The sequence below is a fragment of the Bacillus sp. GZB genome (genome assembly GCF_001975995.1).
Classification (GTDB): Bacteria; Bacillota; Bacilli; order Bacillales; family Bacillaceae; genus Bacillus; species Bacillus velezensis.
The window spans coordinates 690,093-716,342 of sequence record NZ_MTQG01000016.1 but is presented as its reverse complement, the minus strand read 5'-3'; the positions used below and the strand labels follow the sequence as shown (position 1 = coordinate 716,342).

The following is a 26,250-nucleotide window of genomic DNA, read 5'->3' as shown; positions in this document are numbered from 1 at the left end:
AAAGAAACCCTGCTGATGCTCCAGCAGGGTTGTTCGGTTATTCAATGATAAAAGGTTTTTCAGTCAGCACCTGGCTTGATTTCCCTTTGTTCGCGGCATAGGCCAGCATATAATATTCTCCTGCCGGCAGTGCGGTGTCACCATTGACTTTGCCGTTCCAGTCGAAATATTGATAGCCTTTATCCTGCTTTTTGTAGATGCCGGCTTGGCCGACAAAGTCAAGATTGCTGTCATATACAAGGAAGGCAAGCTCTTCGGCTCCCGCCGGAAGATAGGTTTCAATTTGGTAGGTTCCCTGCGTTGTGCCGTCCTGCACGTCGATTGACGTCACGCGCGGATAGTCCGGCTCTTTTACAATCAGCAGCGTCGGCACTTTTGCGACTGTTTTTCCGCCTTCACGCACTGTGACGGTTCCCTCATAGGTGCCTGCCTTTACTTTTTTGGCATTGACCTTTACTTTCGCATTGACCTTTCCGGTTTGATGAGCGGGGATCACGACCCGGTCTGTGCCCGAAACGGTAATGCCCGTGCCGGCGAAAGAGTACTCGAGCTGATATGATTTTCTGATGGACGATTGGTTTTCAATCGTAAAGGTTTCTTTTTTCGTTTCATTGTCTTTGTCTTTCATAAACGTTCCGTAAGAATAACTTCCCGGGGCGACAAGGGAGTCTGCTTTGATCGCCTTCATGATTCTGATGCTTCCGGCGCCTTGCGCATTATGCGGGTATACGTCACCGTCCGCGTCCGTTAAGGTTTCCGCGGTGTTCATGAGAGCGGCTTTTATTTGTTCCGGGCTCCATTTCGGTTTGGCCTGCTTGATAACGGCAGCTGCGCCGGCTACATGCGGGGAAGCCATGCTCGTTCCCTGCTTCGATCCGTAGCCGTACGGGTCGGCCGGATCATGGGTCGGAATAGTACTGACGATATTTACGCCGGGAGCGGAGACGTCAGGTTTAATCATCCACGTGTCCATAACCGGACCGCGTGACGAAAAGTCTGCCATTTGTTCAGTGAGCGATTTAGCCACGGATAAATTGAAAGTCACTTTTGTGCCGCCTGCTTTTAATTGGCTGACGAGTTTTTCGCCGTCTTCTGATGAAAGCTTAATCGTCGGCACGGACATGCCCGGTACGTTGGCTTCAATTTCTCCCGGGGCATTGTTATACACAACCATACCGATCGCGCCCGCTTTTTTGGCGTTGTCGGCTTTATCCACAAAGGCGATGCTGCCCCGTTTGACGACAGCGACTTTTCCTTTCAGATCTTTGCCTTCAAAATCCTTTTGCTCGCCGATACCCGCCTCTATGAGCTCTGTTTCTTTTTTATTCAGTGCTTTTATGTCATCTTCTTTGTTGTAGCCCATTACTTTCGCTGAGGAATAGGAACCGAAGGAGACGGCGTACTCGTTCAGCGGCAGCTGGGTCGCTCCGACGGAGATCGCTTCTCTGGACGTTCCCGGAGAGCCGACGGTCCAATTGTTCGGCCCGCTGTTTCCGTTTGATGTAACGGCCGTGACGCCTTCTGACATCGCCCAGTCAAGCGCCGTGCTTGTCGCCCAGTCTGGGTTATTCACAGAATTGCCGAGAGAAAGATTCATGACATCCGCTCCGTCCTGTACGGCGCGTTCGATGCCGGCGATGACGTTCTCCGTTGTTCCGCTTCCGCCCGGACCGAGCACACGGTAGGCAAGGAGTGTAGCATCCGGTGCGACGCCTTTAATCGTTCCGTTTGCCGCTACCGTGCCCGCGACATGGGTTCCGTGGTCAGTCGACGCGCCTCTCGGATCACCGGACGGCGTTTCTTCAGGATCGTAGTCGTTATCCACAAAATCGTATCCTTTATATTGTCCGAAATTTTTCTTTAAGTCAGGGTGTTTATATTCGACACCGGTGTCAATAATGGCAACCTTGACGCCTTTACCCGTATAGCCGAGCTTCCACGCGTCATTTGCCCCTATATAAGGCGCGCTGTCATCCATCTGCGGGGACACGGTATCTTTAGATAGGGTGATGTCTTTATCTTTGAGCTGATCGGTATGATAGGTAACATTCGGATAAACCGCTTTGACATCCTGATCACTCAGCAGTTTGGGGATTTCATTTGCCGGGAGTTTCATGGAGAAGCCGGAAAACACTTGCTCATATTCCCTGTTGATTTTTCCGTGTTTAACGATTTTGAGTGCTTTCTTTTTCACTTTTGCGCGTTCGCTTTTCAGCTTGCTTTTTGTCTGTGCTTTGCCGAGTTCCTTTGCTTCCGCCAGTGACTTTTCCTTCAGCTCCACGATGACTGTCGTTTGTTTGCCGGTGGTCATATCAATGTCACCGAACACCTCAGCCTTCTCAAGATCAGGAGTTTGCGGTTTTGAAGCCGGTGCAGCCTGTGAACTTGTGGATAAGGTAAAGGATAAGACAAAAGCCGGAAGCAGATAACGGATGATTCCTTTTTTCAATCGTGTTTCCCCCTTTTTCTTTATCTAAATTAGAAATCTAGTATATATTTCTTGAAAATTCAAAATAATCCTTGTGACATATGACTCATTTATGGAAATTGGTCTGTGAATAAGGAGGGAGTTATACACAGAATCCTGTGCATAACTGAATAAATTTGTGTATATATATTGTTGGGAACGAGTGTTCCTATACAAAATATAGATCAAGTTTGTGGATATGTGGATATACCCTGTGTTTAAGCTGTGCTTAACCAAGGGATAAAGTGTGTATAACTTTTTTTATCGGCTTTTCCATTTTTCAGGTCATTTCCATCAGCTTTCAACAAAACTTCTGAAAACTAGTTTGTTTTTTCACTCATATTGTGACAAACAATTCGCCCGGCCGCGTCTATCATAGAGTCATAGGGTTGCTAGACCCGCTAGTTTTTAGCGGAGAAGGATCGGCCGCCTTTTCCGTTAAAGCGGAGAGAAAAACAGGCCTGCGAACAAGCTGTCTGTCAAAAAGAAGCGGAGGGATGATTTGCAATGAAACGTTTGCTAGTATCTTTACGGGTGTGGATGGTCTTTCTGATGAACTGGATGGCGCCGGGTAACGGAAGATATCCATTAGCCGCCGTGTACGGAAACCAAGCGGCTTATCATAAGAAAGCGAACCGGACGGCTTGGGCTTTTTCGTTTGTGAGCCGTGTCCGATCGGCGGATTTGACCGATGAAACGAAATCGGCCAGCGGCAGGCTGGATAAAAACCGATGGATGCCTGTCCGCAAAGAATTGCCGAAACGGGAGCGCGCGGGTCCGACACCTTTACATCATATGAAAAAGAGGGTACAATCCCACTAAACATAAGAACGGGAGCGAACCTCTTGAGAATAGACAAAGTATTAAATAACAATGCGGCGTTAATAAAAGAAGACGGACGGGAAAAGATCGTAATGGGTCCCGGAATCGCTTTTCAAAAGAGAAAAAATGATGTGATTCAAAAACATAAAATTGAAAAAATATTTGTCGTGCACGACGAAAATGAAAAGTTCAAACAAGTGTTAGAAACGCTTCCCGAAGAGCATATAGAGGCGGCTGAAGATATCATCAGCCATGCGGAGGGAGAGCTTGCGGCACCTTTGAGCGATCACATCCACATTGCGCTGGCGGACCATTTATCCTTTGCGATCGAAAGGATTCAAAACGGCCTTCAGGTGCATAACCGATTGCTTCATGAAATTAAGGCGCTTTATAAAAAAGAATATGAGATCGGCCGCTGGGCGGTTGAACACGTGAAACAAACCCTCGGTATATCATTGCCTGATGATGAGGCGGGGTATATCGCGCTTCATATCCACACTGCCAAGGCGGATGCCAAAAGCATGTATTCGGCGATGAAGCATACAACCATGATCAAAGAAATGATCGAAAAGATCGAATCCTTTTTCGAACAGAAGGTGGATGAAGACAGTATTTCCTATCAGCGCCTCGTCACGCACTTACGGTATGCGGTCAGCCGGTTGGACTCAAATGAAGCACTCCATTCCATGGACGAGGAGATGCTTTATTTCATCCAAAAAAAGTATCCGTTTGCTTATCGGTGTGCGCTTGAACTGGCGGCGTTTTTAAAAACTGAATATGATTTGGAACTGCCGGAATCCGAGGCCGGCTATATTACGCTGCATGTCCAGCGTCTGCAAAAAAACCCGGAATAACGCGTCTGTTTCGAGAAACAGACTTTTTTTATGAAAACATATTGACGAAAGCGCTATCATGAAATAGAATGAAAGCGCATTAAAAAAACTGAATCCGGCGGGATTGTGACTGGTAATGCAGGCAAGACCTAAAATTTGCGTACATGAAAAAGGGATCATGCTGACCTTTTTCGTTGGCGAATTTTAGGTCTTTTTTGATTTTAGAAAGGGGGATACATAATGAATTATCAAGAAACGGCAAAACAGCTTATCAAACATATCGGAGGGGAATCAAATATCATCAGCGCGACACATTGCGCGACGCGGCTCAGGCTCGTCATTCAAGATGAACAGAAGATCAGCCAGGCCGGCATCGAAGAAATAGAAGGCGTAAAAGGGGCTTTCAGCAGCTCGGGGCAATATCAGATTATATTCGGCACCGGCCTCGTGAATAAAGTGTATGACGCTTTTTCAAAAGAAGCCGATTTGGGGCGGGAAGATCGTGAGACACATCAGGACGCAGCGAAAAAAAAGCTGAATCCGGCCGCAAGATTTGCGAAGACACTGTCTAACATATTCGTTCCCATCATTCCGGCTATCGTGGCAAGCGGACTTTTAATGGGGCTGCTCGGCATGATGAAGGCTTTTCACTGGGTGTCTGAACAATCATCGCTGTTTAAGCTTTTAGACATGTTTTCAAGCGCGGCGTTTATCTTCCTGCCCGTATTCATCGGATTCAGCGCGGCGAAGGAATTTGGAGGTAATGCCTATCTCGGTGCCGTGCTCGGGGGAATTATGATCCATCCGGCGCTTTTGAATCCGTGGGGGCTTGCGGATGCATCACCTGATTTTATGCAGCTCTTCGGCTTCGACATTGCGCTGCTCGGCTACCAAGGGACGGTCATCCCCGTACTGTTAGCCGTTTACATTATGAGCAAAGTGGAAAAGGGCACGAGAAAAATTGTGCCTCACGCATTCGATTTATTGGTCACGCCGTTTGTCACGGTGATTGTCACAGGATTTATTACCTTTATCGCAATCGGTCCGCTTGGCAGGGCGATCGGATCAGGCATTACCGTCTCGCTGACATATGTGTATGATCATGCGGGCATTGTTGCCGGACTGCTTTTCAGCGGTCTTTATCCGCTTATTGTGCTTACCGGTGTGCATCACAGCTTTCATGCGATTGAGGCCGGCCTCATCGCTGATTTGGGCAGAAACTATATCCTTCCTATCTGGTCGATGGCGAATGTCGCTCAGGGTGCGGCGGGACTGGCTGTATTTTTCCTGACGAAAAAAGCGAAAATGAAAGAAATCGCTCTGCCTGCCGCATTTTCCGCTTTTCTCGGCGTAACCGAACCAGTCATTTTCGGTGTGAACCTAAGGTACCGTAAGCCGTTTATCGCGGGAATGATCGGCGGAGCGCTGGGAGGAGCCTATGTCGTGGTGACCGGCGTCGCCGCCAATGCCTACGGTCTGACCGGAATTCCGATGATTGCCATCACGGCACCGCTCGGTTTAGGAAATCTTATAAACTATCTGATCGGAATGGGCATCGCCTCTGTCTCGGCGTTTATTGCCGCTTACATTATGGGAGCTAAAGAAAAGGAGGCCGTCAAATGAGGACACCGGATCAAGAGCTGCGCCTGCAGGCTGAGGAAGCGAAAAAGAAGCGGGGAGAAACAGCCGCGTCAGATCCATACCGCCAGAACTATCATATTATGCCGCCGGTCGGGCTTTTAAATGATCCGAACGGCGTGATCCAATGGAACGGCGTATATCACTTGTTTTTTCAATGGCAGCCATTTCATACGGGGCATGGCGCGAAATTTTGGGCGCATGTGACGACGAAGGATTTCGTTGAGTGGAAAGAGGAAGAAATCGCGCTTGCGCCGGGTGAGTGGTATGACAAAAACGGCTGTTATTCCGGAAGCGCCATCGAAAAAGACGGGCGGCTCTGCCTGATGTACACAGGCAATGTCCGTGACGAAGAAGGCAATCGGGAAACGTATCAATGCCTCGCCGTATCCGAAGACGGGATCGTATTTGAAAAAAAAGGAGTCGTCGCGCGTCTCCCGGAAGGCTATACCGCTCATTTCCGTGATCCGAAGGTTTGGAAGAAAGACGGAGCGTATTACATGGTGCTCGGCGCGCAGACAGAAAAGCTCACCGGAAGCGCTGTATTGTTCACATCAGAGAACTTGACGGATTGGACGTTTCTCGGTGCGATTGCGGGGGCGGACTCCGGCGGTCTCGGGTCATTCGGCTATATGTGGGAATGTCCCGACCTGTTTTCCCTTGACGGAACCGACGTGCTGCTCGTATGTCCGCAGGGGCTTGAAGCCGACGGGATAAAATATCATAACAGCCACCAGGCGGGCTATTTCCTCGGCAGGCTGCATACAGAGCCGCCAGAGTTTAAGCACGGTGAATTTACGGAGCTTGACAGAGGATTTGATTTTTATGCGGCGCAGACGCTGGAAGATGATAAGGGACGGAGAATTCTGTTCGCGTGGATGGGCGTTCCGGATCAGCATGAGGACAAACATCCGACACATGCGTATCACTGGGTTCACTGCTTAACGATGCCGAGACAGCTGTCACTGTCCAACGGCAGAATCATACAGCGCCCGCTCCCGGAAATGAAATCACGCCGCACGGATGAACAAAAGCGCCGTCTTCAATTGAATTGCTCGTCTGTAAGCCTCCCGGTGAAAGATGCGTCCCGGGCTGAAGTGCTGCTGGAAGACATCACTTGCGAATCCGGTTTTGAAATCTCAATTCGGGGCGCAGTCCGGTTTATATTTCATCAGAAAGAGGGGCTGGCTGTGCTGGAGCGCACTGCTTTCAGCGGAGAAGAAAAAGAAACGAGAAGCTGCGCCATCAGCGAGGTGTATTCCGTGCAGCTCTTTCTGGATGCATCCTCGATTGAATTGTTTTTGAATGATGGAGAAGAGGTATTCAGCGCCAGATATTTTCCTTTCCCGGGAAATGATGACGTAACCGTCACTTCGGTAGGAAAAACGGAAATAAATGGCTCAATTTGGACACTTTTGTAGAAAATCGTTCTTTTTTCTTATGTGAAACCTATGCCATCTGTGCTATTCTTCAAACGAAAGCCTATGATTCCAGGAATAAAAGGAGTTGTTTTCTCAGTTTTGAAAAATCAGAAGATGACGCCGAAATGTTTACTTGTCAAAGCCGCAGAGCAAGTGGAAGATAAGCGGGAAGAATATAAAGAAGTATTGCTTCAGCTGAATCGCATGCTCAAGAGAGCTGAGCCGCACAATGAATGGAGTGATCGGCTAATGCATACATATGAACAGATGAAGGAATATGCGCTGTTTGTGCAGTCTATTGAGATGTTTTTGCGGTCATCCGCGAAAAAAATGAAATAATCCCCCTCGATCATGAGGGGGATATTTATTTTATTTTCTGCTAAGGCGCATCGCCGAATGTTTAGTCGGTCCGATGTATTGGTTCAGCGGGAAGGATTCTTTGATTGCCGCGGTGATAAATTCTTTTGCCGCATAGATGGCTTCCTTCACTTCAGCGCCTTTGGCCAGTTCTGCCGTCACGGCGGCGGAGAATGTGCATCCGGCTCCGTGCGTGTAAGGTGTATCAATCATTTCGCTTTCTAATACTTCCGCGGTTTCTCCGTCATACAGCACGTCGATCGCTTTTTCATGTTTCAATTTGCCTCCGCCTGTAATCAATACATATTTCGCGCCGAGTTCGTGAATTTTCTTGGCCGCTTCTTTCATGTCTTCCACTGTTTTTAATTCATCCATACCGCTCAGCTGGCTTGCTTCAAACAGGTTTGGCGTGATGACGGTTGCCAGAGGCGCCAATTGGGTGCGAAGCGCTTCGGCATGCTCCGGATACAGCACTTCGTTCGCTCCTTTGCAGACCATGACAGGATCGATAACGACATTCTTCAGCTGTTTTTCTTTAATCGTTTTCGCCGCAAGCTCTATGATCTCCACGGTAGGGAGCATTCCCGTTTTCATGGCGTCTACGCCGATTCCGTCAACAATCGTTGCCAGCTGTGCGCGAATCGTATCGGCATCGATCGGAAATACTTGATGATCCCAGCTGTTCTCCGGGTCCATCGCTACGATCACGGTCAAAGCCGTCATTCCGTATACGTTTTTTTCTTGAAATGTTTTTAAATCGGCCTGAATTCCCGCGCCGCCGCTGGAATCAGAACCGGCAATAGTAAGTGCTTTGTGCATTGACATATCAATGGCCTCCATCAGTGTTTTATATCTCATTATAGTTAGATTTTCTCCCGATCACAATACGGAAGGCTTGGAGGAATGATTTGACAGCCGCGGGGGATGTGCGTACAATACCTACATAAGATTACTAGGTAAGGGTGAGAAAATAAATGCTCAACAGGGAGCTTGTAAAGGGAAGCACGGTCATTCTGGTGCTGACGCTGCTGAATGAACGGCCCATGTACGGGTATGAACTTGTGAAAGAAATGGAGAAAAGAAGCGGGAATGAACTGCAAATGAAGGAAGGCACGCTGTACCCATCGCTTCATAAGCTTGAACGCCAAAGCTATATTTCTTCTTACTGGGAAAAGCAGACCAAAGGGCCGGACCGAAAATATTACCGGATCACCGATGAAGGAAAAAACATTCTAGCCGAACGGACGAAGGAATGGAATCTGTTCTCTGCTCTGATGGACCGGATGCTGAAGCGGGGCGGGCAGAATGGATAAGGACCTTTATGTGCAGGAAATCAGAAAAGGGCTGGAAGGCAAGGCCGGAAGCCGTGAATTATTAAAAGAAATCGAAAGCCATATTCATCATGCCATATGTGATCATCTGGAAAAAGGCAAAACCGAAAGCGAAGCGATGGCGCTTATTCTGCGGGAAGTGGGGACTCCGTCTGAAATTATCTCTGCTTTTCAAAAAGCTTCGGCGGTGCCCGCGCGGACTTTTATGCTCTTTTATCTGTTCTGCAACTGCGGTCTTTTTGTGATGGGGGCGATGATTACGATGATGCACGCGTGGAGGATTCATCCCGCTGTTGACGCGCTGTGGAAAGGGATTTCCGTGTCAGTATGGCTGATTATGATCGGTTATGTGCTGTATTGGTTCCAAATCGGCTATCAAGCTGGCAAAGAGTTCGGGGCTGGCGGAAAAAAGCTTGCTGAGCGGACGGTATGGGCTTCAATGGTGCCGAATCTATGTTTTATGTTTGTCTTTTTGTTCAATCTGGTTCCGGCTGGGCTGTTTCCTTCGGCGGTCACACCGAGTTTTGCGGCAGTATGCGCCGTTGTGACGGTATGTTTTCCGTTTTGCGGCAAAATAGGTTTTTACGCAGGCAGGCAGAGGCTTGCCTGATCTTTTTCACTATATACATAGGTAATCTATATAGGGGTGTTAAAATGAGATTAGGTTCGTGGATGTACGGCGCGTGCGCCCAAATAGCCGTTACCGTATTTACCGTCTGCGGCTTGGTTCTTGCATTGCCCGTTGTGAGTCTTTTTATTATGGTTCTGAATGGGATGCAAGACGCTATTTTTGTTGTTTTCAGTATTTTGCTTCTTCTATTGTTTTATGCGCTGGGATGGATTTGGGCCGTTTCGTTTGCGCGTGAGTGGAAGGTGAAACTTTTCGAGCTGCAGATCAGTTCGCTCATTCCGCTGGCGGGTATATTATACTTGTACATTGACAGCGGGGTGAGTATACCGGAACTGATTCATGATTGGGATGAGGATGGATGTGCGCTTGTCCCGCCGGCTTTTGTCTGCTTGTGCACATGCTATGCGATGGTGTTGGTGCCTGTTTATCAATCAAAACTTTGGAACGCCATGGAGGCGGGCAGATTTAATGCCAAGGCGGTATGCACTGTTTGGGGAGACCTTCTAATCATTCTCGTTTTGCTGGCGGGCATGACCTGGATTTGTTTCTGAATGGGCAGAAATCAAAAATCCCCCCTGATCTCTCCGCCGCTTTATGTTTTAATAGAACATGAGAAAAAGCAGAAGGAGCGGGTCATGAATATATCAATTGTTATAGTCACGTATAACCGGATTCCGGCTTTGTGTGAGCTGCTGGAGTCGATTTCCATGCAGACCATAAAGCCTTATGAAGTGATCATTGTAAATGATGCCGGGGAATCGGTCGAACAAGCGAAGCAGCTGTACAGCGATCTGCCGATTCAGATTATTGATTTAGAACAGAATGCCGGACATGTGGAAGCGCGGAACGCAGGTGTGAAAAAAGCGTCGGGTGATTATATCATGCTGTGCGATGATGATGATTTCATTACGCCGGGCCATTTGGAAAGAATGGCGGCTGCACTTGCTGATGCGGATTTTGTCCATTCTGACGCGGAAATTGTGTCATTTGAAGAACGGGGCGGCACGAGATATCCGATGTCACGGAAGCCGTTCGCCTATACGGCGGATTATGCGGATATGCGGGTATTTTCCACGTACGTTCCGTCAGGCAGCATGTACAGGCGTTCTCTGCATGACACGTTAGGGTATTTTGATCCGGATGTCCATAATTATTGGGACTGGGACTTTTATTTGCGCGCCGCGAAACAGCACCGTGTGAAGCGTGTTCCTTGCGCGAGCGTCATATATGCGTTTTTTGAGGGAGGCGGCAATCAGTCCGCGGATCTCGGCGGCAAACGGAAGCGGTACTTAGACCGGTTAAGCGAAAAGCACGGGCTTGGGGAGCTCCCGACGAAAAACTTCGCGGTTCTTCTTGAAGAGCCGGACATGAAGAGGCGGGAGGCGCCGACTGACATTGTGTGGGACGGAAAGCCCGTCCATTCAAGACTGCACAGTTCATAAGGGGGACGGACAGTTTGAAACAGCTTTTAAAAGACAGCTGGTGGAATCAGCTGAAAGATGAATTTGACAAACCGTATTATCAAGAGCTGAGAGAAATGCTGAAACAAGAATACAGCAGCCAAACGATTTATCCTGACAGCCATGATATTTTTAACGCCTTGCATTATACGCCCTATGAGGATGTAAAAGCGGTCATTCTCGGACAGGACCCGTATCACGGGCCAGGACAGGCGCACGGGCTTAGTTTTTCCGTTCAGCCCGGGGTCAGACAGCCGCCGTCTTTGAAAAATATTTTCATAGAGCTTCAGGACGATATCGGCTGCTCCGTACCGAACCACGGATCGCTCGTCAGCTGGGCGAAGCAGGGAGTGCTTTTGTTAAACACAGTGCTTACGGTTCGCCGCGGTCAGGCCAATTCCCACAAAGGCAAGGGATGGGAGCGGCTCACTGACCGCATCATTGATGTGGTGAATGAAAGAGAGAAGCCGATTGTCTTTATCCTGTGGGGGCGTCACGCGCAGATGAAAAAAGAGCGCATTGACACATCGAAACACATTATTATTGAATCGACTCATCCGAGCCCGTTTTCGGCAAGGAACGGTTTTTTCGGGAGCAGACCGTTTTCCCGTACAAACGCCGCCCTTGAAAAAATGGGGGAGCAGCCGATCGATTGGTGCATCCCCGACCTGCCGCAATAAACGGTTTTTTTGAGGCGCTTCCGCCCGGCGGAAAGCGCCTTTTTTGGCGTTCAGGGCGATATGCCGTCAGAAAAAATAACAAACTCAATTCTGCGATTCGCTCAGAAATTTGATAAAATGCAGGAAGAAGACAAATTACTGCTGGAGGATTTACTCATGAACATACATATCTCTGCTTTGATTCAGAAGATGGAAGAAGAACTGAGGCAGGCGAAAACGGCGACCCGCACCGAGGAGGTCAAAATGCACGCGGCCGCCATCCGCTCTCTGTGTGATGTCGTGCTCGGCACTCAGACGCACACCGATCCGGCGCCTGTGCAGAATCCGATTCCGAAAGCGGCGCCGAAACCTTCCGCGTCTCCTTCGACAGACCCGCTGCTGCTTGAAAAAATGATGGGCAGCGCCGGGCTGAACCAATATCAGAAAAAAGCGAAAGACGAACGTGAGGAAGACGGAAACGGGGATTCCATTTTCGATTTTTAACAGGAGAGGTTGATTGACTTGAAACTGATACTCGGGGGTTTGCAATGGACGGCATTTATGATTGCGGCTGCGATTGTAGTTCCTGTCGCCATCGCACAATCATTTCACTTGAACCATGCCGATTCTGCCGCATTGATTCAGAGCACATTTTTTGTGCTTGGCGTCGCGGCGGTCATCCAATGTCTCCAGGGACATCGTCTGCCGATTAATGAAAGCCCGGCAGGCTTATGGTGGGGCGTATACACGATTTACGGCGGACTGACTGGCACGGTGTTTGCGACATTCGGCGAGACGCTGCGGGCGCTGCAGGGGGCGCTGTTATTAAGCGCTGTCTTTTTCTTTTTGTTCAGCCTTTTTAAAGTGATTGAACGGCTGGCCGTGCTGTTTACGCCGGTTGTGACCGGTGTGTATCTGCTGCTGTTGGTCATGCAGCTGAGTCAGCCGATTGTGAAAGGCCTTTTGGGCATCGGCTATTTAAAAAACAGCGTCGACGGCCTTGTATTCGGGCTCGCCATGGTTGTGACGGCGGCGATGTTCATCATGTCCCGATCGAATGTTACGTTCTTAAGACAGTATGCGATTCTCCTTTCGCTTGCCGGCGGATGGATCTTATTCGCCGTCTTCGGCGCTGCCAAACCGATTCAAATACCGGACCGCGTGATTCAGCTGCCGGCTCTTTTTCCGTTTGGAAAACCCGTGTTTGACAGCGGCCTGATCATTACGTCACTCTTCATTACCGTGCTTTTGATTGTCAACATGCTCGCGAGCATCCGGGTTGTAGAAGCGGCGGTGAAAAAATTCGGCGGCACCGTCGGGAAGCGGCGTGAGCGTCCGGCAGGGTTTGCGGCTTCGATCAGCCACCTTTTGAGCGGACTGTCAGGAGGCATTGCGCCTGTGCCGATTTCAGGGGCGGCCGGTTTTATTGAGACGACGAAGCTTCCTTCGAAAAAGCCGTTTCTTTTGGGAAGTGTATTTGTCATGATCATCAGTATGATCCCGCTATTTATGAATGCGTTCGCGAGTCTGCCCTCACCGGTCGGCTTTGCGGTAAACTTCGTCGTTTTCTCCACGATGGCGGGTCTTGCCTTTACGGAGTTTGACTCTTATGAGAAAGCGGAGCAAAAACGAATCCGCTCCATTATCGGTCTGGCGCTCCTGACGGGAGTCGGTGTGATGTTTGTGCCGGAGAGCGCGTTATCGGGAATGCATCCGATACTGATTTCGCTCTTAAGCAACGGTCTTGTGCTCGGGACGCTGCTGGCGATAGCGATTGACCGAATCCAGCTTATCAAAAAGAAAAAATCCGACAATCTCGTGTCATCGGACGGCGGACGTTGAATTTTGCCGATGTTGGGTTATGATTGAATTGGAAACTTTAACGAAAAGGCGGGAGAAAAATAGATGAAAGTGTTTATTATTCTTGGTGCGATTAACGCTTTATTGGCCGTGGCGCTGGGCGCTTTCGGCGCGCATGGGCTTGAAGGGAAAATCCCCGATAAATATTTGCAGGTGTGGCACACAGGCGTGCAATATCATATGTATCACGCGCTCGGTCTTCTGGCTGTCGCGTTTTTGGCCGAAAAGCTTTCTGGCGCAGGCAGTGTTTCTGTTGCGGGCTGGCTGATGTTTGCGGGCATCGTTCTGTTTTCAGGAAGCCTGTACGTATTGAGCGTGACGCAGATTTCCATTCTCGGCGCGATTACACCGCTCGGCGGCGTGGCGTTTATCATCTCTTGGATTATGATTATCGTCGCGGCCGTCAAATATTTATAAAGAAAAAAAGCCAATCCTCTGTCAAGTGAGCGATTGGCTTTTTGATTTATCTCGGAGAATAAGAAGACATGGAGTACGGGTAAGTATAAGCGATTTCCTCATCAAACGTGATGTAATCAAGGTAAATGGTCAAAAGCAGATAGCGGGTGCCCGTTTTCGGATCGCTGATGATGATATGGTCACGTCCCGCCGCCTGAATCACACCGCGGAAAATCTTTGAATTCCATTCTTTGCTGTTTTCAAATGTCATATAAATCGTCGCCGTTTTGCCCCGGTTCAACCGCAGAATATTTTCAATGTATGACTCTTCAATCGGCAGCATGCCGGGAACGTTTTGTGACGATGATGGACCTGACGGGATTTGAAAGCTGCCGCCGCCCTGCTGCTGCGGCTGACCGGGGAACCCCCCGCCGAAGCTCTGCTGGCCTTGCTGCATCGGCATTGTCATTTGCTGCTGCATCGGCATCATTTGTGATCCTTGGCCCTGTGGCTGCGGATAAGGGTTAGGCCCGAGCTGCGGCTGGTATCCTTGCATATCCATTCCCATCCCCATCCCTTGCATTTGCTGATATTGATTCTTTTTCGGTTTCATATTGTTCCTCCTTTGATGAAAACCTCTTGATGCTGAAACCTCCTGAAAAGTATCAGACAGCCGACAGAGAGGCTGCTGTTTTTATCTATTCCACCATATGAGCCCAAAGAAAGATTTATGCGGAAAAAGAAAATACGCTCCAATAAGTCCGGACATCAGAGCCGGCTTTTTTTGTGCGCGCAATGCTGACTTTTCACATAATAGTCTGTATTCCTATCGCATCTTCCGCATAAGGAACATATGATAGCGGTAGTTTCAGGTGCGAAAAGGGGGTGACGAGTTGCCTAAAGTGTCAGTGATCATGACGAGCTATAACAAAAGTGACTATGTGGCCCGCTCTATTAAAAGTATTCTGTCTCAGACGTTTACGGACTTTGAGCTGTTCATTATGGATGACAACTCAAATGAAGCGACATTGGCGGAAATACGTCCTTTTCTCACGGATGACCGCGTCCGGTTTTATCAAAGCGATGTATCGGGCGTCAAAGAAAGAACGGAAAAAACACGCTACGCCGCCTTGATTAATCAGGCAATAGAAATGGCGGAGGGCGAGTACGTGACGTATGCGACCGACGACAACACGTATGTGCCGGAACGGCTTGAGAAAATGGTGAAAGAGCTTGATGAAGACCCGAAAAAAGCCGTCGTGTATTCAAGTTCCAAAACCTATCATCTGAATCAGCGGAAAGAGACGGTGAAGGAGACGGCCAGGCCCGCCGAACGGATCGTGTGGAACGCACCGTGCGCCATTGACCATTGTTCGGTCATGCACCGGTTTTCCGTGCTGGAACAGGTCAAATCGGCATTCGGTTCCTATTGGGATGAAAGCCCCGCGTTTTACCGGATCGGTGACGCCCGTTTCTTCTGGAGAGTGAATCATTTTTATCCGTTTTACCCGATTTCTGAGGAGCTTGATATCAATTATATTACCGATCAATCCATCCATTATCAGCTTTTCGCGGCGGAGAAAAACGAGTTTGTGAACAGTCTTCCGCAGCAGACCACGTGCCGGGAGCTGAGGGAATCATTAAAAAAGCTTGGGAAGGGGTGAGGGCTTGTCGGCATACTTAGCGAATTATTGGGTGCTGTACCGGCAGTATATTGACCTTTTTCAGTCACTTCGCTACAAAGACATCCCGCTCGCATTGATCAGTAATTTTTATCAATATATCAGTCCGGCGCTTCGGGAGAGCATGGAGCAGAACCCAGAGCTTTTCGGTCCGGCTGATCAGCATATTCCTGAAGCCGGTATACAGCCATATTATGATCAAAAAAGGCAAAACATTAAGAAAACAGATGAGAAACCGGTAAACGGAAAAGTCATTCTGCATTTCGATCATCTTCGGTTCACCGAGGGAAATTACCGGCAGTTTGATCCGGCAAAAACAGCGGTACTGGCCAGATGGAGTCTGCCTGACCATTACGGGCTGCCCGTTATCTGCAAATTGGAGCTGACGGGAATGGGGCAAAAAGGGAACCCCGTCCCTTATATTGAAAAAGCCCATTCCATTTTGAAAGAGCTTCACAGCCATCCCGCTTTCGGAAACAGAGAATTTCAGGAACGTTTGTATAAAGACATTCCATTATTTATTGAAGCGGTTGATGCCGTTGATATTTTGTTTACGGCCGAGAAGATTTCCGCCGTTGTAGTCGGCACGACAGAGGATATTTACAGCCGTGTGCTGGCGCTGATGTCAGCGAAAAAAAACGCCGTCAGCATCTGTCTCCAGCACGGAGCGCTCATGGGAGATGAAGCGTTTCTGCCCGTATTTACGGACTATCAGGCTGTATTCGGGGCTTATGAAGCGGAGTGGTATAAAGCAAAAGGCTGCAGGGATGAACAAATCATCATCACGGGGCATCCCCGTTTCGACGAGATTTTTTCAAGAGAACCGATAGATCAGGATACGTTTTACCGCAAACTTTCTTTTCTCCCGTCACAGCGGACGGTGCTGATCGCCACGCAGCCGTTTTCTGATGAATTTTATACGGGAGTGCTTGAAGAGCTTGCCGGCCAAAAGAACATGCAGCTCATTATTAAACCGCATCCGTGGGAAATCGGCAAAAACAAGCTGGATGCTTACAATCAGGTGCTGCGGAAATATAAAGCAGGCAAAATCATCAAAAAAGAGATGGAGCTGTATGACATTCTCCCGTATGTTGACGCTGCGGTGACACAGACATCAACGGTCGGTCTTGAAGCGATGCTGTTTCAAAAGCCCGTGCTGATCGGAAAATCAGCGGGAACCCGCAGATACCCTTATTATCACTCACTTGGAGAATTTGTCTTTGAGGACCCGCAGGCACTCGCTCAGGAATTAATCAGGATATGCGAAAGCCCCGCAGAATATCAAAAAGCGGAACAGGCGCGCCGTGCTTTTGTCGCCGCGAACTACCCGGTTCAGGATTCGCTTGCCGCTTTATGCCAAGTGCTTCAGGAAAAAACCGGAGTCAGCTTCAGACGGGTTGACCCTTCATAAAAAAGATAGGAGCGCAAAGAAAATGGTGCAAAAAAGATCAGCATTTCTTCCCTATTCATTGCCCATGATCGGGAAGGACGAAATTCAGGAGGTTATTGATACGCTTGAATCGGGCTGGCTTTCAAAGGGACCGAAAGTAGAGGCGTTTGAAAAAGCCTTTGCTGCCTGGACGGGGGCAAAGCACGCGATCGCGCTGAACTCATGTACCGCCGCTTTGTTTTTGGCCCTGAAAGCGAAAGGGATCGGTCCCGGCGACGAGGTCATCACGTCTGCCGTGACGTTCAGTTCAACGGCCAATACAATCGTGCACACAGGGGCCGTTCCGGTGTTTGTTGACATCGATCCGCTTACGCTGAATGCGGACCCTGAAAAAATTGAGGCGGCCGTCACCCCGCGGACAAAAGCGATTGTACCCGTTCATTTCGCCGGCCAGTCGTGTGATATGGATCGGATTCTGGCCACCGCCGAAAAGCATCAGCTGTTTGTCTTAGAGGATGCCGCACATGCCGTGTACACCACTTATAAACAGAAAATGATCGGATCAATCGGGGATGCGACGGCATTCAGCTTCTACGCGACAAAAAACCTGGCAACCGGTGAAGGCGGCATGCTGACGACGGACGATGACGGGCTTGCCGATCAGATCAGGGTGCTCAGCCTTCACGGCATGAGCAAAGGCGCGTGGAACCGCTATTCTTCAAACGGAAGCTGGTACTACGAGGTCGAAACGCCCGGCTATAAAATGAATATGTTTGATCTTCAGGCAGCGCTTGGGCTTCATCAGCTGAAACGGATTGACAGCATGCAGCAAAGAAGAGCCGACATTGCGAGACGCTACCAGGACGCCTTCAAACACATGAAAGGGCTGACCATCCCGCATGTCAGTGATGACGGGCGGCATGCATGGCATCTGTATGTTCTTCAAATAGAGGAGCAGGAGGCCGGGATCAGCCGGAACGATCTGATTTCCGCTTTAAAAGACCAATATAATATCGGCACAAGTGTTCATTTTATTCCGGTTCCGTTCCATCCGTATTATCAAAAAACGTACGGGTATAAGGAAACTGACTTTCCGGCCGCGGCAGCGTATTATCACCGCACCGTGTCACTCCCTCTTTATCCGTCAATGACAGATGACGACGTTGAATACGTCATTGCAGCCGTTACGGATATCGTCAAAGGGGCTGATTAGGTGTACAGACTGAGGGAAAATCTTGCGCAGGACATGATTCATGCCTTCCTGCATCAGAAGGGCATCCAGCCGGAAGCCTATGAATCTTCGCTCTGTTTATTGGAAGAAAACAGCCTTCAAGGCGCGATTTTATATGAAAACTCTTCGTGGGAAAGTCAATTGTTCCGAAAAAATATCATCAATGTGAAGCTTGCAGCCGCAAACAGCACCGGACAGCTCAAAAGGCTGTTTCAGGAATTTTACGCGGCAAGGCGGGCGGCAGGCACTGATTTTATATTTATTAAAATACCGGCTGAAGATATCGGCGCGATGCAGGTCGTTCAGCAGCTTCCGAACGCTTATTTTGTAGGGAGTCTGCTCAAACTCGTCAGCCCGGTGCGTGTATATAACAGCACGCCGCCATTTGAGATTACAGAAGCCGGACCCGGCGACACGGAAGCGATCAGACGGCTGGCCCGCGACGCCTTTACAAAAAGCAGGTATTACCAAGACCCCCATCTCAGCTATGAAAGTGCAAACCGCCTGTTTGAAGAGTGGGCGCGGAATAACGCGGAAGGCAGAGCTTCGTTACAATTCGCCGCCACATATAAGGGAGAGACCGTGGGCTTTGTTCAGGGGCTGTCTAAAGGCGATGAATTCGTCCTTGATCTGATGGCGGTAAAGCCGGGATTTGAAGGGAAAGGAGCGGGATTCCATTTAGCGGCGCACGTGATTGAACAATCATTGCGCTTTCAGCATAAGACTGTATCAGCGGGAACGCAGCTCCACAATGTAAGAGCCATCCGCCTGTATGAAAGAATGGGATTTAAAGCGGATGCGTCCTATTACTACTATCACGTGTGGCCCGGAAAGGAGGCGGACTGATGGCATCATGCAAAATCGGAACGAAGTCAATCGGCGAAGGTTCGCCCGTATTCATCATCGCCGAAGCCGGAATTAATCATGACGGAAAACTGAGCCAGGCGTTTGAATTGATAGACGCGGCCAGTGAGGCCGGCGCGGACGCGGTCAAGTTCCAAATGTTTCAGGCTGACAAAATGTATCAGAAAGACCCCGGCTTGTACAAAACCGCTGCGGGAAAAAACGTCTCTATTTTTTCTTTGGTGCAATCAATGGAAATGCCCGCCGAATGGATCGAACCGCTGCTTGAATATTGTAAGAAAAAAGGCGTGCTGTTTTTAAGCACGGTCTGTGACGAAGGCTCTGCCGACTTACTGTATGCGACTTCGCCTTCAGCCTTTAAAATCGCCTCCTACGAGCTGAATCATCTGCCGTTATTGAAATATGTCGCAGGACTGAAGACACCGATTATCTTTTCCACCGCGGGCGCTGATATTTCAGATATTCAGGAGGCTTATCAAACCATTACCGGCGAGGGGAACACAGAAATTGCGATCATGCATTGTGTGGCGAAATATCCCGCGCCGCCTGAATACAGCAATCTGAGCGTCATTCCCATGCTTGCCGCCGCATTCCCGGATGCAGTGATCGGTTTCTCCGATCACAGCGCCCATCCGTATGATGTGCCGTGCGCGGCGGTCAGGCTCGGAGCGAAACTGATTGAAAAGCATTTTACGATCGATAAAAACCTGCCCGGTGCTGATCACTCCTTCGCCCTCAATCCGGATGAATTAAAAGAAATGGTTGCGGCGATCCGCTCGGTTGAAGCGGAGCTGCGGCAGGGGCATCACGCTCCGGTGCCGGAAGTGCTGTCGGGAAGCTCCCATAAAACCACGACACCGATTGAAGGAGATATCAGAAGGTTCGCTTACAGAGGCATTTTTTCAACAGCGCCGATTCAAAAAGGCGAATGTTTTACGGCTGAAAACCTTGCCGTCCTTCGTCCCGGTCAAAAACCGCAGGGGCTCCACCCGAGATATTTTGAGCTTTTAACTGACGGCGCGCGTGCGGTCAGGGATATCCCCGCCGACACGGGCATCACTTGGGATGACCTTTTGACGAAAGGCAGCCCATATGATGACTGACATTTTGTTTATCATTCAGGCGCGGATGGGAAGCGGGCGTCTTCCCGGCAAAGTGCTGAAACCGATCGGCGGGTATACGATCCTCGATATGATTGTCAAAAGGGTTCGGCAAAGCGCGTATTATGATCAATCACGGGATAATCTGATTGTCGCCTCGTCTGACAGCAAGACCGACGACATTCTGTCTGCGCACTGCCTCAGCAAGAACTACCGTGTGCACCGCGGCAGCGAACAGTGTGTGCTTGACCGGTTTGCACAAGTCATCGAACAAGTAAAACCGGACATCGCAGTCAGACTGACGGGGGATAACCCGTTTGTCGACCCTTCGCTGCTTGATTTTCTGATTCAATCGCATTTAGATCAGCACGCAGACTACACGTATATTTGCGGTACACCGCTCGGCATCGGCGGTGAGGCGGTAAAAGCGCGCCTTTTAACGGAGATCAATGCCGACAAAACGCTGGCGGACAAATATCAGGAACATGTCACCCTTTTAATAAGAGAATCTCCTGAGAGGTACCGGCTTCTCTTTCCTGAGCCCCCGCAGGAACTCCGGGCTCCTCACTTGCGGCTGACCGTCGATACCGAAGAGGACTACAGGCTGGCCCGCGAGCTGTACGTAAAAGCGGGCTCGCGTCCTGATATTCCGGCAAAAGAATTGATCCATCTGCTGAATCGTGATCCGGAGCTCAGGGCCATTAATCAAATGATCCGGCAAAAAGAGGCTGATTAGCATGCGGGTTCTGATTTTCGCGGATGGGGGCCGTGACATCGGCATGGGGCATGCGGTGCGGATGAAGCTGCTTGCCGGTGCCATTAAGAACAATTGCTCAATAACGTTCTACACAAATAAAGAGGCTTCTTCTTATCTGTCTTCTGATCAATGGGAAGTGAACATCAAGCCTGACAAGGGACAGAAGGAATTTATTGTCCGGGAAATAAACAGGCAGGCTCCTGACCTTCTCATATTCGATCTGCTCGATATGCCGTGTGACTGGTTAGAGGAAATCAAAAAGCATTCATCGGCGCGCATCGTCTTATTTGAAGAAAAACGGGAACATGTCATTCATTTATGCGATGCCGTTATAAACGGCATTTACGGAGGGCTGAAAAGCCGGACGGTTCAAATGGGCAGCGCCGCGGTATATGAAGGCCCGGATTATTTGATTCTTCATCCGGGTTTTGAAAAAGCCAAACAGCTTTATCAGCTGAGAAAAGAATGCCGGACCATATTGGTTTCATTAGGAGGAAGCGACCCGAAGAAGCTTGTCTTTAAAGTGATGGAAGCATGCCGCAGCATCCCCGGCATTCAGCGAAAACGAGTGATCATCGTCATGGGCGGCGCCGCGCCTCATGCTGATGACGTGCGCGCGCATCTTACACAAATGCCGTATGCCGAGATGGTAAGGCAGACAAATGACATGGCCGCGCTTCTCATGAGGGCTGATATGGCCGTCGTGTCCGGCGGGATCACTTTATATGAAACCATTTGTACAGGTGTGCCCTGCATTGTACTTTCTCAAGTGGAGCATCAAACTGAGACGGCGGAAAAATTCGCCGCACGGGGGGCCGCCGTTCACCTCGGCCTTGGTGAATGCATATCAGCGGACGTTCTCGCACGGCATATGTCTGACATGGCCGCTGATTATCCTCTGCGGACCGGACTTCATCAAAACGGAAAGCCGCTGGTTGACGGCAGGGGCATCAAACGGGCGGCGGCGATTCTTTATGATTTGTGATAAAACCACACGTAAGGAAGTGTTCATGTGAAAGGTGTTATCTTAGCCGGAGGCACCGGCTCACGCCTTATGCCGCTGACAAAAGCGGTCAATAAGCATTTACTCCCTGTCGGTCCATATCCGATGATTTACTGGTCGGTCATGAAGCTGGAAGAAGCGGGGATTACAGATATCTTGCTGATTACGCAAAAAGAATATATTCCGCAATTTCATAAACTTCTCGAAACCGGAGAAGAGCTCGGCGTCTCAATCACATATCAGGTTCAGCCAGCCGCATCCGGCATTTCCGACGGTTTATCATACGCAAAGCGGTTTACCGGGCGCGATCCGTTCGTTCTGCTTTTGGGAGATAATATTTTTGAAGATTCATTAAAACCTTATACGGAGCGTTTCGCAAAGCAGGGAAAAGGAGCAAAAGTGCTGCTGAAAGAAGTGGACGATCCGGAGCGCTTCGGCATCGCCGAGATTGATGAGGAAAACAAACGGATCAAGTCGATCATTGAAAAGCCGGAGCAGCCGCCGACCAGACTATGCGTCACAGGGATCTACATGTACGACGCAGAAGTGTTTTCTTATATTGAACAAATTTCCCCTTCAAAACGCGGCGAACTGGAAATTACGGATGTCAATAATTTATACATTGAACACAGTGAGCTGACGTATGATGTGTTAACGGGCTGGTGGGTGGATGCGGGCACGCATGAATCGCTCTACCTCGCCGGAAGCCTGGCGCATCAGGCATTACAGAAAGGACAGGAGCATTAATCATGCCAAAATCATATTTAATTACAGGGGGCGCCGGATTTATCGGCCTTACCTTCACAAAGATGATGCTGAAAGAAACAGATGCGCAGATTACCGTCCTGGATAATCTCACGTATGCAAGCAGGCCGCTTGAAATAGAAGCCTTAAAAAAGAACGGCCGTTTTCGTTTTATCAAAGGTGACATTTCTAAAAAAGAGGACATTGACAAAGTCTTTTCCCAAATGTATGACGCTGTCATTCATTTTGCGGCTGAATCCCATGTGGACAGAAGCATAAATCAGGCAGAGCCGTTCATCACAACAAATGTAATGGGCACATACCGACTGGCGGACGCGGTGTTACAGGGAAAAGCCGGCAGGCTGATTCACATTTCCACAGATGAGGTGTACGGAGATTTGGCGCCGGATGATCCCGCTTTTACAGAGACGACGCCGCTTTCTCCGAACAATCCGTATTCGGCCAGCAAGGCAAGCTCAGACCTGCTCGTCATGTCTTATGTGAGAACCCATAAGCTTCCTGCCATTATTACAAGATGCAGCAACAATTACGGGCCGTACCAGCATCACGAGAAAATGATTCCGACCATTATCAGGCATGCCGTAAACGGCACGCCGGTTCCGCTGTACGGCGACGGGATGCAGATCAGAGACTGGCTGTTTGCCGAAGATCATTGCCGCGCCATTAAGCTCGTGCTGGAAAAAGGAACACTCGGTGACATTTACAATATCGGCGGAGGAAATGAACGGACGAATAAAGAGCTTGCGTCATTTATCATGAAGGAGCTCGGTGTCGAGGAACGGTTTGCTCATGTCGAAGACAGAAAAGGGCATGACCGCCGTTACGCCATCAATGCTTCAAAGCTGAAAAATGAGCTGGGGTGGCGGCAGGACGTCACATTTGAAGAAGGAATGAGAAGAACCATTCGCTGGTATACAGACAGCCAAGACTAATCGGAAAGAAGGGGATCCGATTGACGAAGGTATTAGTAACCGGAGCGGCCGGCCAGCTGGGGCGGGAGTTATGCCGCCAGCTGAAGCGGGAAGGGTATGAAGTGATCGCCTTGACAAAAGCGATGATGAACATATCCGACCAGCGTTCGGTGCGGCACTCGTTCAGCCATTACAAGCCGGATATCGTCGTCAATACGGCGGCATACACCTCCGTTGACAAATGTGAAACGGAGCTCGACAAAGCGTATTTAATAAACGGAATCGGCGCTTATTATGCCGCGCTTGAGGCTGAAAACACCGGCGCGAAATTCATTCACATCAGCACCGATTACGTCTTCAGCGGCAAAGGAACACGGCCATACCAGACCGATGATCCCGCAGATCCGGGCACGATTTACGGAAAAAGCAAAAAACTCGGCGAAGAACTGATCCGGTTAACGGGGAAAAACCACACCATTATCAGAACATCGTGGGTGTACGGCAGCGGCGGGCACAACTTTGTCAATACGATGCTGAAGCTTGCGGATACACATGATCAGGTGCGTGTCGTTAACGATCAAGTCGGAGCGCCGACGTATACAAAAGATTTAGCCGAAACGGTGATCGGTCTGTTTGACAGGCCGCCGGGCTTATACCACGCCGCAAACAGCGGAGTGTGCAGCTGGTATGAATTTGCCAAGGCTATTTTTGAAGAAAGCGGCAGAACCGCCTCCGTGCTGCCCGTCACGACGGAGGAATACGGAAATGAGACGCCGCGCCCCGCTTATTCGGTGTTGAGTCTTGAGTCGATTGAACGGCAGGGGCTCGGCATGAGGCATTGGCGGGAAGCGCTGCAGGATTATTTACAAGGGGAGGGACAGTGCAAGTGATCGAAGGCGTAAAAATCAAAAAGCTGATCAAACACAGCGATGACCGGGGTTTTTTCTCAGAACTCGTCCGTGACGATGAACATCTCTTAGAGCGTTTCGGGCAGGCTTCCTGGTCCAAAAGCTATCCCGGCGTCATTAAAGCGTTTCACTATCATGAGAAACAGGATGACCTGTGGTTTTTCCCGACAGGCCACGCCCAGGTCGTGCTCCATGACCTTCGCGAAGAGTCGGCAACCAAGGGAGAAACGGATGTCTACTACATGGGAGAAGACAATCCGATGCTCCTTCTCATTCCCAAAGGCGTCGCACACGGGTACAGAGTGCTGGGCGAAACCCCGCTGACCATTATTTATTTCACGACGATGTCCTACAATCCGGATCAGCCTGACGAAAAAAGAATTCCGTGGAATGATGAAACTATCGGATTTGACTGGCAGACGGCTCACCGATAGCGCACAAGACGAAGACAGCGGATGTCTTCGTTTTTGTGTTTTTGTTGACTTTGATATGAGTGGAGCCAGTGAATAAGATACGACCGTCGACGATCATGATTGCTGGCCTGAAGGACAATTTCATCAAAAATGTCTTGGAAGATGGCGGTCAGTTAGGGACCTGAAATTTAAGAGATCCTCCCTTTCTACTCCTATGGACATCATGCATCCTAAAAAAACAAAAAATGATTTATAGAATGGGGATAGGATTTAATTAGAAAAATCTTAAGAAAAAAGTAATATTTGCTTAAGAGAAAAGAGAACTTTCCTTTATATAGTAGGAGTATATATGGAAAGGGGAAAGCGAATGACATACATCTTAAAAACGAGTCAGCTTACAAAAACATTTAAAGGAAAAGAAGTTGTTTCCGGGGTTAATATGCACGTGAAAAAAGGGGAGATTTATGGATTCTTGGGTCCCAATGGTGCAGGTAAAACAACCATTATGAAAATGATTACCAATTTAATCAAGCCAACAAGTGGTGAAATAGAAATTTTCGGTGAGAAATTAACAGATACGTCATTTGAAGTTTTAAAAAGAATGGGCACCATTATTGAATATCCCATTTTCTATGACAACCTCACTGCTAAAGAAAATTTAGATTTCCATTGTGAATATATGGGCTATTACGATAAAAAATCCATTGACCACGCTATCGAGCTTGTAAAGTTACATAATATTGATAATAAAAAAGTGAAAGAGTTTTCTTTAGGAATGAAACAAAGGTTAGGAATAGCCAGAGCTATTTCTACAAGACCAGAACTTCTCATTTTAGACGAGCCGATTAATGGCCTGGATCCAATAGGTATAAAAGAGTTGAGGGATCTCTTTAAGTTACTTTGCAGAGAATATGGAATTACATTATTAGTCTCCAGTCACATTTTAGCCGAAATGGAACAAATGTCAGATACTGTTGGTATCATACAGAATGGCAAGTTAATAAAAGAAGTTTCTATGAAGAGTATTAACGGAAAACAAACAGAGTATATAGAGGTAAAAGTCCAAAATATAAAAAAAGCGTTATATATTTTAGAGCAAAATCTGGGGATAAGAAATTTTAAAATGATTGATCAACAATTAATTCGTATCTATGAAACAGCAGTTACACAACAAGAAATCTCTAAAGCACTTATTCTGAATGACATTGGTATAGAAAGTATAAATAAAAAACACAGTTCTTTAGAAGAATACTTCTTAAATTCTATGAATGGGGAGGGAATACACACTAGATAGATTGCCCGTCTGTGTTATGCACCTATTTGCATTGTCTTAAATTCTTCTGCTGGAGGC

28 protein-coding genes are annotated in these 26,250 nt (G+C 48.7%); 25 read left to right on the top strand and 3 right to left on the bottom strand.

Annotation, left to right across the window (positions count from 1 at the left end):
• Positions 1 to 37: 37 nt before the first annotated feature.
• Positions 38 to 2,449 (bottom strand): S8 family peptidase, encoded by a 2,412-nt coding sequence (locus BXO87_RS09470; protein WP_038460294.1) that lies wholly within the window; start codon positions 2,447 to 2,449, stop codon positions 38 to 40.
• 525 nt (positions 2,450 to 2,974) lie between these two features.
• Here BXO87_RS09470 and BXO87_RS09465 point away from each other — a divergent pair.
• From BXO87_RS09465 to BXO87_RS09445, 5 genes are all read left to right on the top strand, one after another.
• Positions 2,975 to 3,289 (top strand): hypothetical protein, encoded by a 315-nt coding sequence (locus BXO87_RS09465; protein ID WP_038460291.1) that lies wholly within the window; start codon positions 2,975 to 2,977, stop codon positions 3,287 to 3,289.
• 23 nt (positions 3,290 to 3,312) lie between these two features.
• Positions 3,313 to 4,143 (top strand): PRD domain-containing protein, encoded by an 831-nt coding sequence (locus BXO87_RS09460; RefSeq protein ID WP_007407705.1) that lies wholly within the window; start codon positions 3,313 to 3,315, stop codon positions 4,141 to 4,143.
• A 219-nt stretch (positions 4,144 to 4,362) separates the two neighbouring features.
• Positions 4,363 to 5,745 (top strand): sucrose-specific PTS transporter subunit IIBC, encoded by a 1,383-nt coding sequence (locus tag BXO87_RS09455; RefSeq protein WP_038460288.1) that lies wholly within the window; start codon positions 4,363 to 4,365, stop codon positions 5,743 to 5,745.
• The gene (locus tag BXO87_RS09450; RefSeq protein ID WP_038460286.1) at positions 5,742 to 7,181 is read left to right on the top strand and encodes a sucrose-6-phosphate hydrolase; all 1,440 of its coding nucleotides are present in this window, start codon (positions 5,742 to 5,744) and stop codon (positions 7,179 to 7,181) included. The genes BXO87_RS09455 and BXO87_RS09450 overlap by 4 nt, the downstream gene beginning before the upstream one ends.
• A gap of 63 nt (positions 7,182 to 7,244) precedes the next feature.
• On the top strand, positions 7,245 to 7,520 hold the full coding sequence (locus BXO87_RS09445; protein WP_042635591.1) for a hypothetical protein: 276 nt from the start codon (positions 7,245 to 7,247) through the stop codon (positions 7,518 to 7,520).
• Positions 7,521 to 7,550: 30 nt separating this feature from the next.
• Here BXO87_RS09445 and BXO87_RS09440 read toward each other — a convergent pair whose 3' ends face one another.
• Positions 7,551 to 8,363 (bottom strand): bifunctional hydroxymethylpyrimidine kinase/phosphomethylpyrimidine kinase, encoded by an 813-nt coding sequence (locus BXO87_RS09440; RefSeq protein WP_038460925.1) that lies wholly within the window; start codon positions 8,361 to 8,363, stop codon positions 7,551 to 7,553.
• A 149-nt stretch (positions 8,364 to 8,512) separates the two neighbouring features.
• Here BXO87_RS09440 and BXO87_RS09435 point away from each other — a divergent pair, with 149 nt between their 5' ends.
• The 8 genes from BXO87_RS09435 to BXO87_RS09400 all read left to right on the top strand — a co-directional run bounded on the left by BXO87_RS09435 (position 8,513) and on the right by BXO87_RS09400 (position 13,896).
• A complete protein-coding gene (locus tag BXO87_RS09435; protein ID WP_003150960.1) occupies positions 8,513 to 8,851 on the top strand; it encodes a PadR family transcriptional regulator in 339 nt (112 codons plus the stop codon).
• The gene (locus tag BXO87_RS09430) at positions 8,844 to 9,479 is read left to right on the top strand and encodes a permease prefix domain 1-containing protein (protein WP_014419175.1); all 636 of its coding nucleotides are present in this window, start codon (positions 8,844 to 8,846) and stop codon (positions 9,477 to 9,479) included. The genes BXO87_RS09435 and BXO87_RS09430 overlap by 8 nt, the downstream gene beginning before the upstream one ends.
• Positions 9,480 to 9,523: 44 nt before the next feature.
• Entirely contained in the window at positions 9,524 to 10,051 is a 528-nt protein-coding gene (locus BXO87_RS09425) for a hypothetical protein (protein WP_038460283.1), read from the top strand.
• 84 nt (positions 10,052 to 10,135) lie between these two features.
• The gene (locus tag BXO87_RS09420) at positions 10,136 to 10,942 is read left to right on the top strand and encodes a glycosyltransferase family 2 protein (RefSeq protein ID WP_032876926.1); all 807 of its coding nucleotides are present in this window, start codon (positions 10,136 to 10,138) and stop codon (positions 10,940 to 10,942) included.
• Positions 10,943 to 10,956: 14 nt separating this feature from the next.
• Positions 10,957 to 11,640 (top strand): uracil-DNA glycosylase, encoded by a 684-nt coding sequence (locus BXO87_RS09415; RefSeq protein ID WP_012118732.1) that lies wholly within the window; start codon positions 10,957 to 10,959, stop codon positions 11,638 to 11,640.
• Between the two features lie 60 nt (positions 11,641 to 11,700).
• Positions 11,701 to 12,123 (top strand): YwdI family protein, encoded by a 423-nt coding sequence (locus BXO87_RS09410; protein WP_007614542.1) that lies wholly within the window; start codon positions 11,701 to 11,703, stop codon positions 12,121 to 12,123.
• Positions 12,124 to 12,141: 18 nt separating this feature from the next.
• A complete protein-coding gene (locus BXO87_RS09405) occupies positions 12,142 to 13,461 on the top strand; it encodes a purine/pyrimidine permease (RefSeq protein WP_021494757.1) in 1,320 nt (439 codons plus the stop codon).
• Positions 13,462 to 13,524: 63 nt separating this feature from the next.
• Positions 13,525 to 13,896, top strand: a complete 372-nt coding sequence (locus BXO87_RS09400; RefSeq protein WP_003150969.1) for a DUF423 domain-containing protein — start codon at positions 13,525 to 13,527, stop codon at positions 13,894 to 13,896.
• A 46-nt stretch (positions 13,897 to 13,942) separates the two neighbouring features.
• Here BXO87_RS09400 and gerQ read toward each other — a convergent pair whose 3' ends face one another.
• Positions 13,943 to 14,488: a spore coat protein GerQ gene (gene gerQ / locus BXO87_RS09395; RefSeq protein WP_007614539.1), complete on the bottom strand. Its 546-nt coding sequence runs from the start codon at positions 14,486 to 14,488 to the stop codon at positions 13,943 to 13,945.
• Positions 14,489 to 14,768: 280 nt separating this feature from the next.
• Here gerQ and BXO87_RS09390 point away from each other — a divergent pair, with 280 nt between their 5' ends.
• From BXO87_RS09390 to BXO87_RS09335, 12 genes are all read left to right on the top strand, one after another.
• Positions 14,769 to 15,539 (top strand): glycosyltransferase family 2 protein, encoded by a 771-nt coding sequence (locus BXO87_RS09390; protein ID WP_038460281.1) that lies wholly within the window; start codon positions 14,769 to 14,771, stop codon positions 15,537 to 15,539.
• Between the two features lie 4 nt (positions 15,540 to 15,543).
• Positions 15,544 to 16,968: a capsular polysaccharide export protein, LipB/KpsS family gene (locus BXO87_RS09385; protein WP_017418666.1), complete on the top strand. Its 1,425-nt coding sequence runs from the start codon at positions 15,544 to 15,546 to the stop codon at positions 16,966 to 16,968.
• Between the two features lie 22 nt (positions 16,969 to 16,990).
• Positions 16,991 to 18,160 (top strand): DegT/DnrJ/EryC1/StrS family aminotransferase, encoded by a 1,170-nt coding sequence (locus BXO87_RS09380; protein ID WP_038460278.1) that lies wholly within the window; start codon positions 16,991 to 16,993, stop codon positions 18,158 to 18,160.
• Positions 18,161 to 19,024 (top strand): GNAT family N-acetyltransferase, encoded by an 864-nt coding sequence (locus BXO87_RS09375; RefSeq protein WP_038460275.1) that lies wholly within the window; start codon positions 18,161 to 18,163, stop codon positions 19,022 to 19,024.
• Positions 19,024 to 20,145, top strand: coding sequence for an N-acetylneuraminate synthase family protein (locus BXO87_RS09370; protein ID WP_007614529.1), 1,122 nt, complete (start codon positions 19,024 to 19,026; stop codon positions 20,143 to 20,145). The genes BXO87_RS09375 and BXO87_RS09370 overlap by 1 nt, the downstream gene beginning before the upstream one ends.
• The gene (locus tag BXO87_RS09365; protein ID WP_038460272.1) at positions 20,138 to 20,878 is read left to right on the top strand and encodes a cytidylyltransferase domain-containing protein; all 741 of its coding nucleotides are present in this window, start codon (positions 20,138 to 20,140) and stop codon (positions 20,876 to 20,878) included. The genes BXO87_RS09370 and BXO87_RS09365 overlap by 8 nt, the downstream gene beginning before the upstream one ends.
• Before the next feature lies 1 nt (position 20,879).
• A complete protein-coding gene (locus tag BXO87_RS09360) occupies positions 20,880 to 21,884 on the top strand; it encodes a PseG/SpsG family protein (RefSeq protein ID WP_038460269.1) in 1,005 nt (334 codons plus the stop codon).
• 27 nt (positions 21,885 to 21,911) lie between these two features.
• A complete protein-coding gene (locus BXO87_RS09355) occupies positions 21,912 to 22,649 on the top strand; it encodes a sugar phosphate nucleotidyltransferase (protein ID WP_038460267.1) in 738 nt (245 codons plus the stop codon).
• Positions 22,650 to 22,651: 2 nt separating this feature from the next.
• A complete protein-coding gene (gene rfbB / locus BXO87_RS09350; protein ID WP_020957994.1) occupies positions 22,652 to 23,599 on the top strand; it encodes a dTDP-glucose 4,6-dehydratase in 948 nt (315 codons plus the stop codon).
• Between the two features lie 20 nt (positions 23,600 to 23,619).
• On the top strand, positions 23,620 to 24,468 hold the full coding sequence (rfbD, locus tag BXO87_RS09345) for a dTDP-4-dehydrorhamnose reductase (RefSeq protein ID WP_038460264.1): 849 nt from the start codon (positions 23,620 to 23,622) through the stop codon (positions 24,466 to 24,468).
• A complete protein-coding gene (locus tag BXO87_RS09340) occupies positions 24,465 to 24,920 on the top strand; it encodes a dTDP-4-dehydrorhamnose 3,5-epimerase family protein (RefSeq protein WP_033574365.1) in 456 nt (151 codons plus the stop codon). Before rfbD ends, BXO87_RS09340 begins: the two co-directional genes overlap by 4 nt.
• 346 nt (positions 24,921 to 25,266) lie before the next feature.
• Positions 25,267 to 26,193, top strand: a complete 927-nt coding sequence (locus tag BXO87_RS09335) for an ABC transporter ATP-binding protein (protein WP_032876931.1) — start codon at positions 25,267 to 25,269, stop codon at positions 26,191 to 26,193.
• Positions 26,194 to 26,250 lie beyond the last annotated feature (57 nt).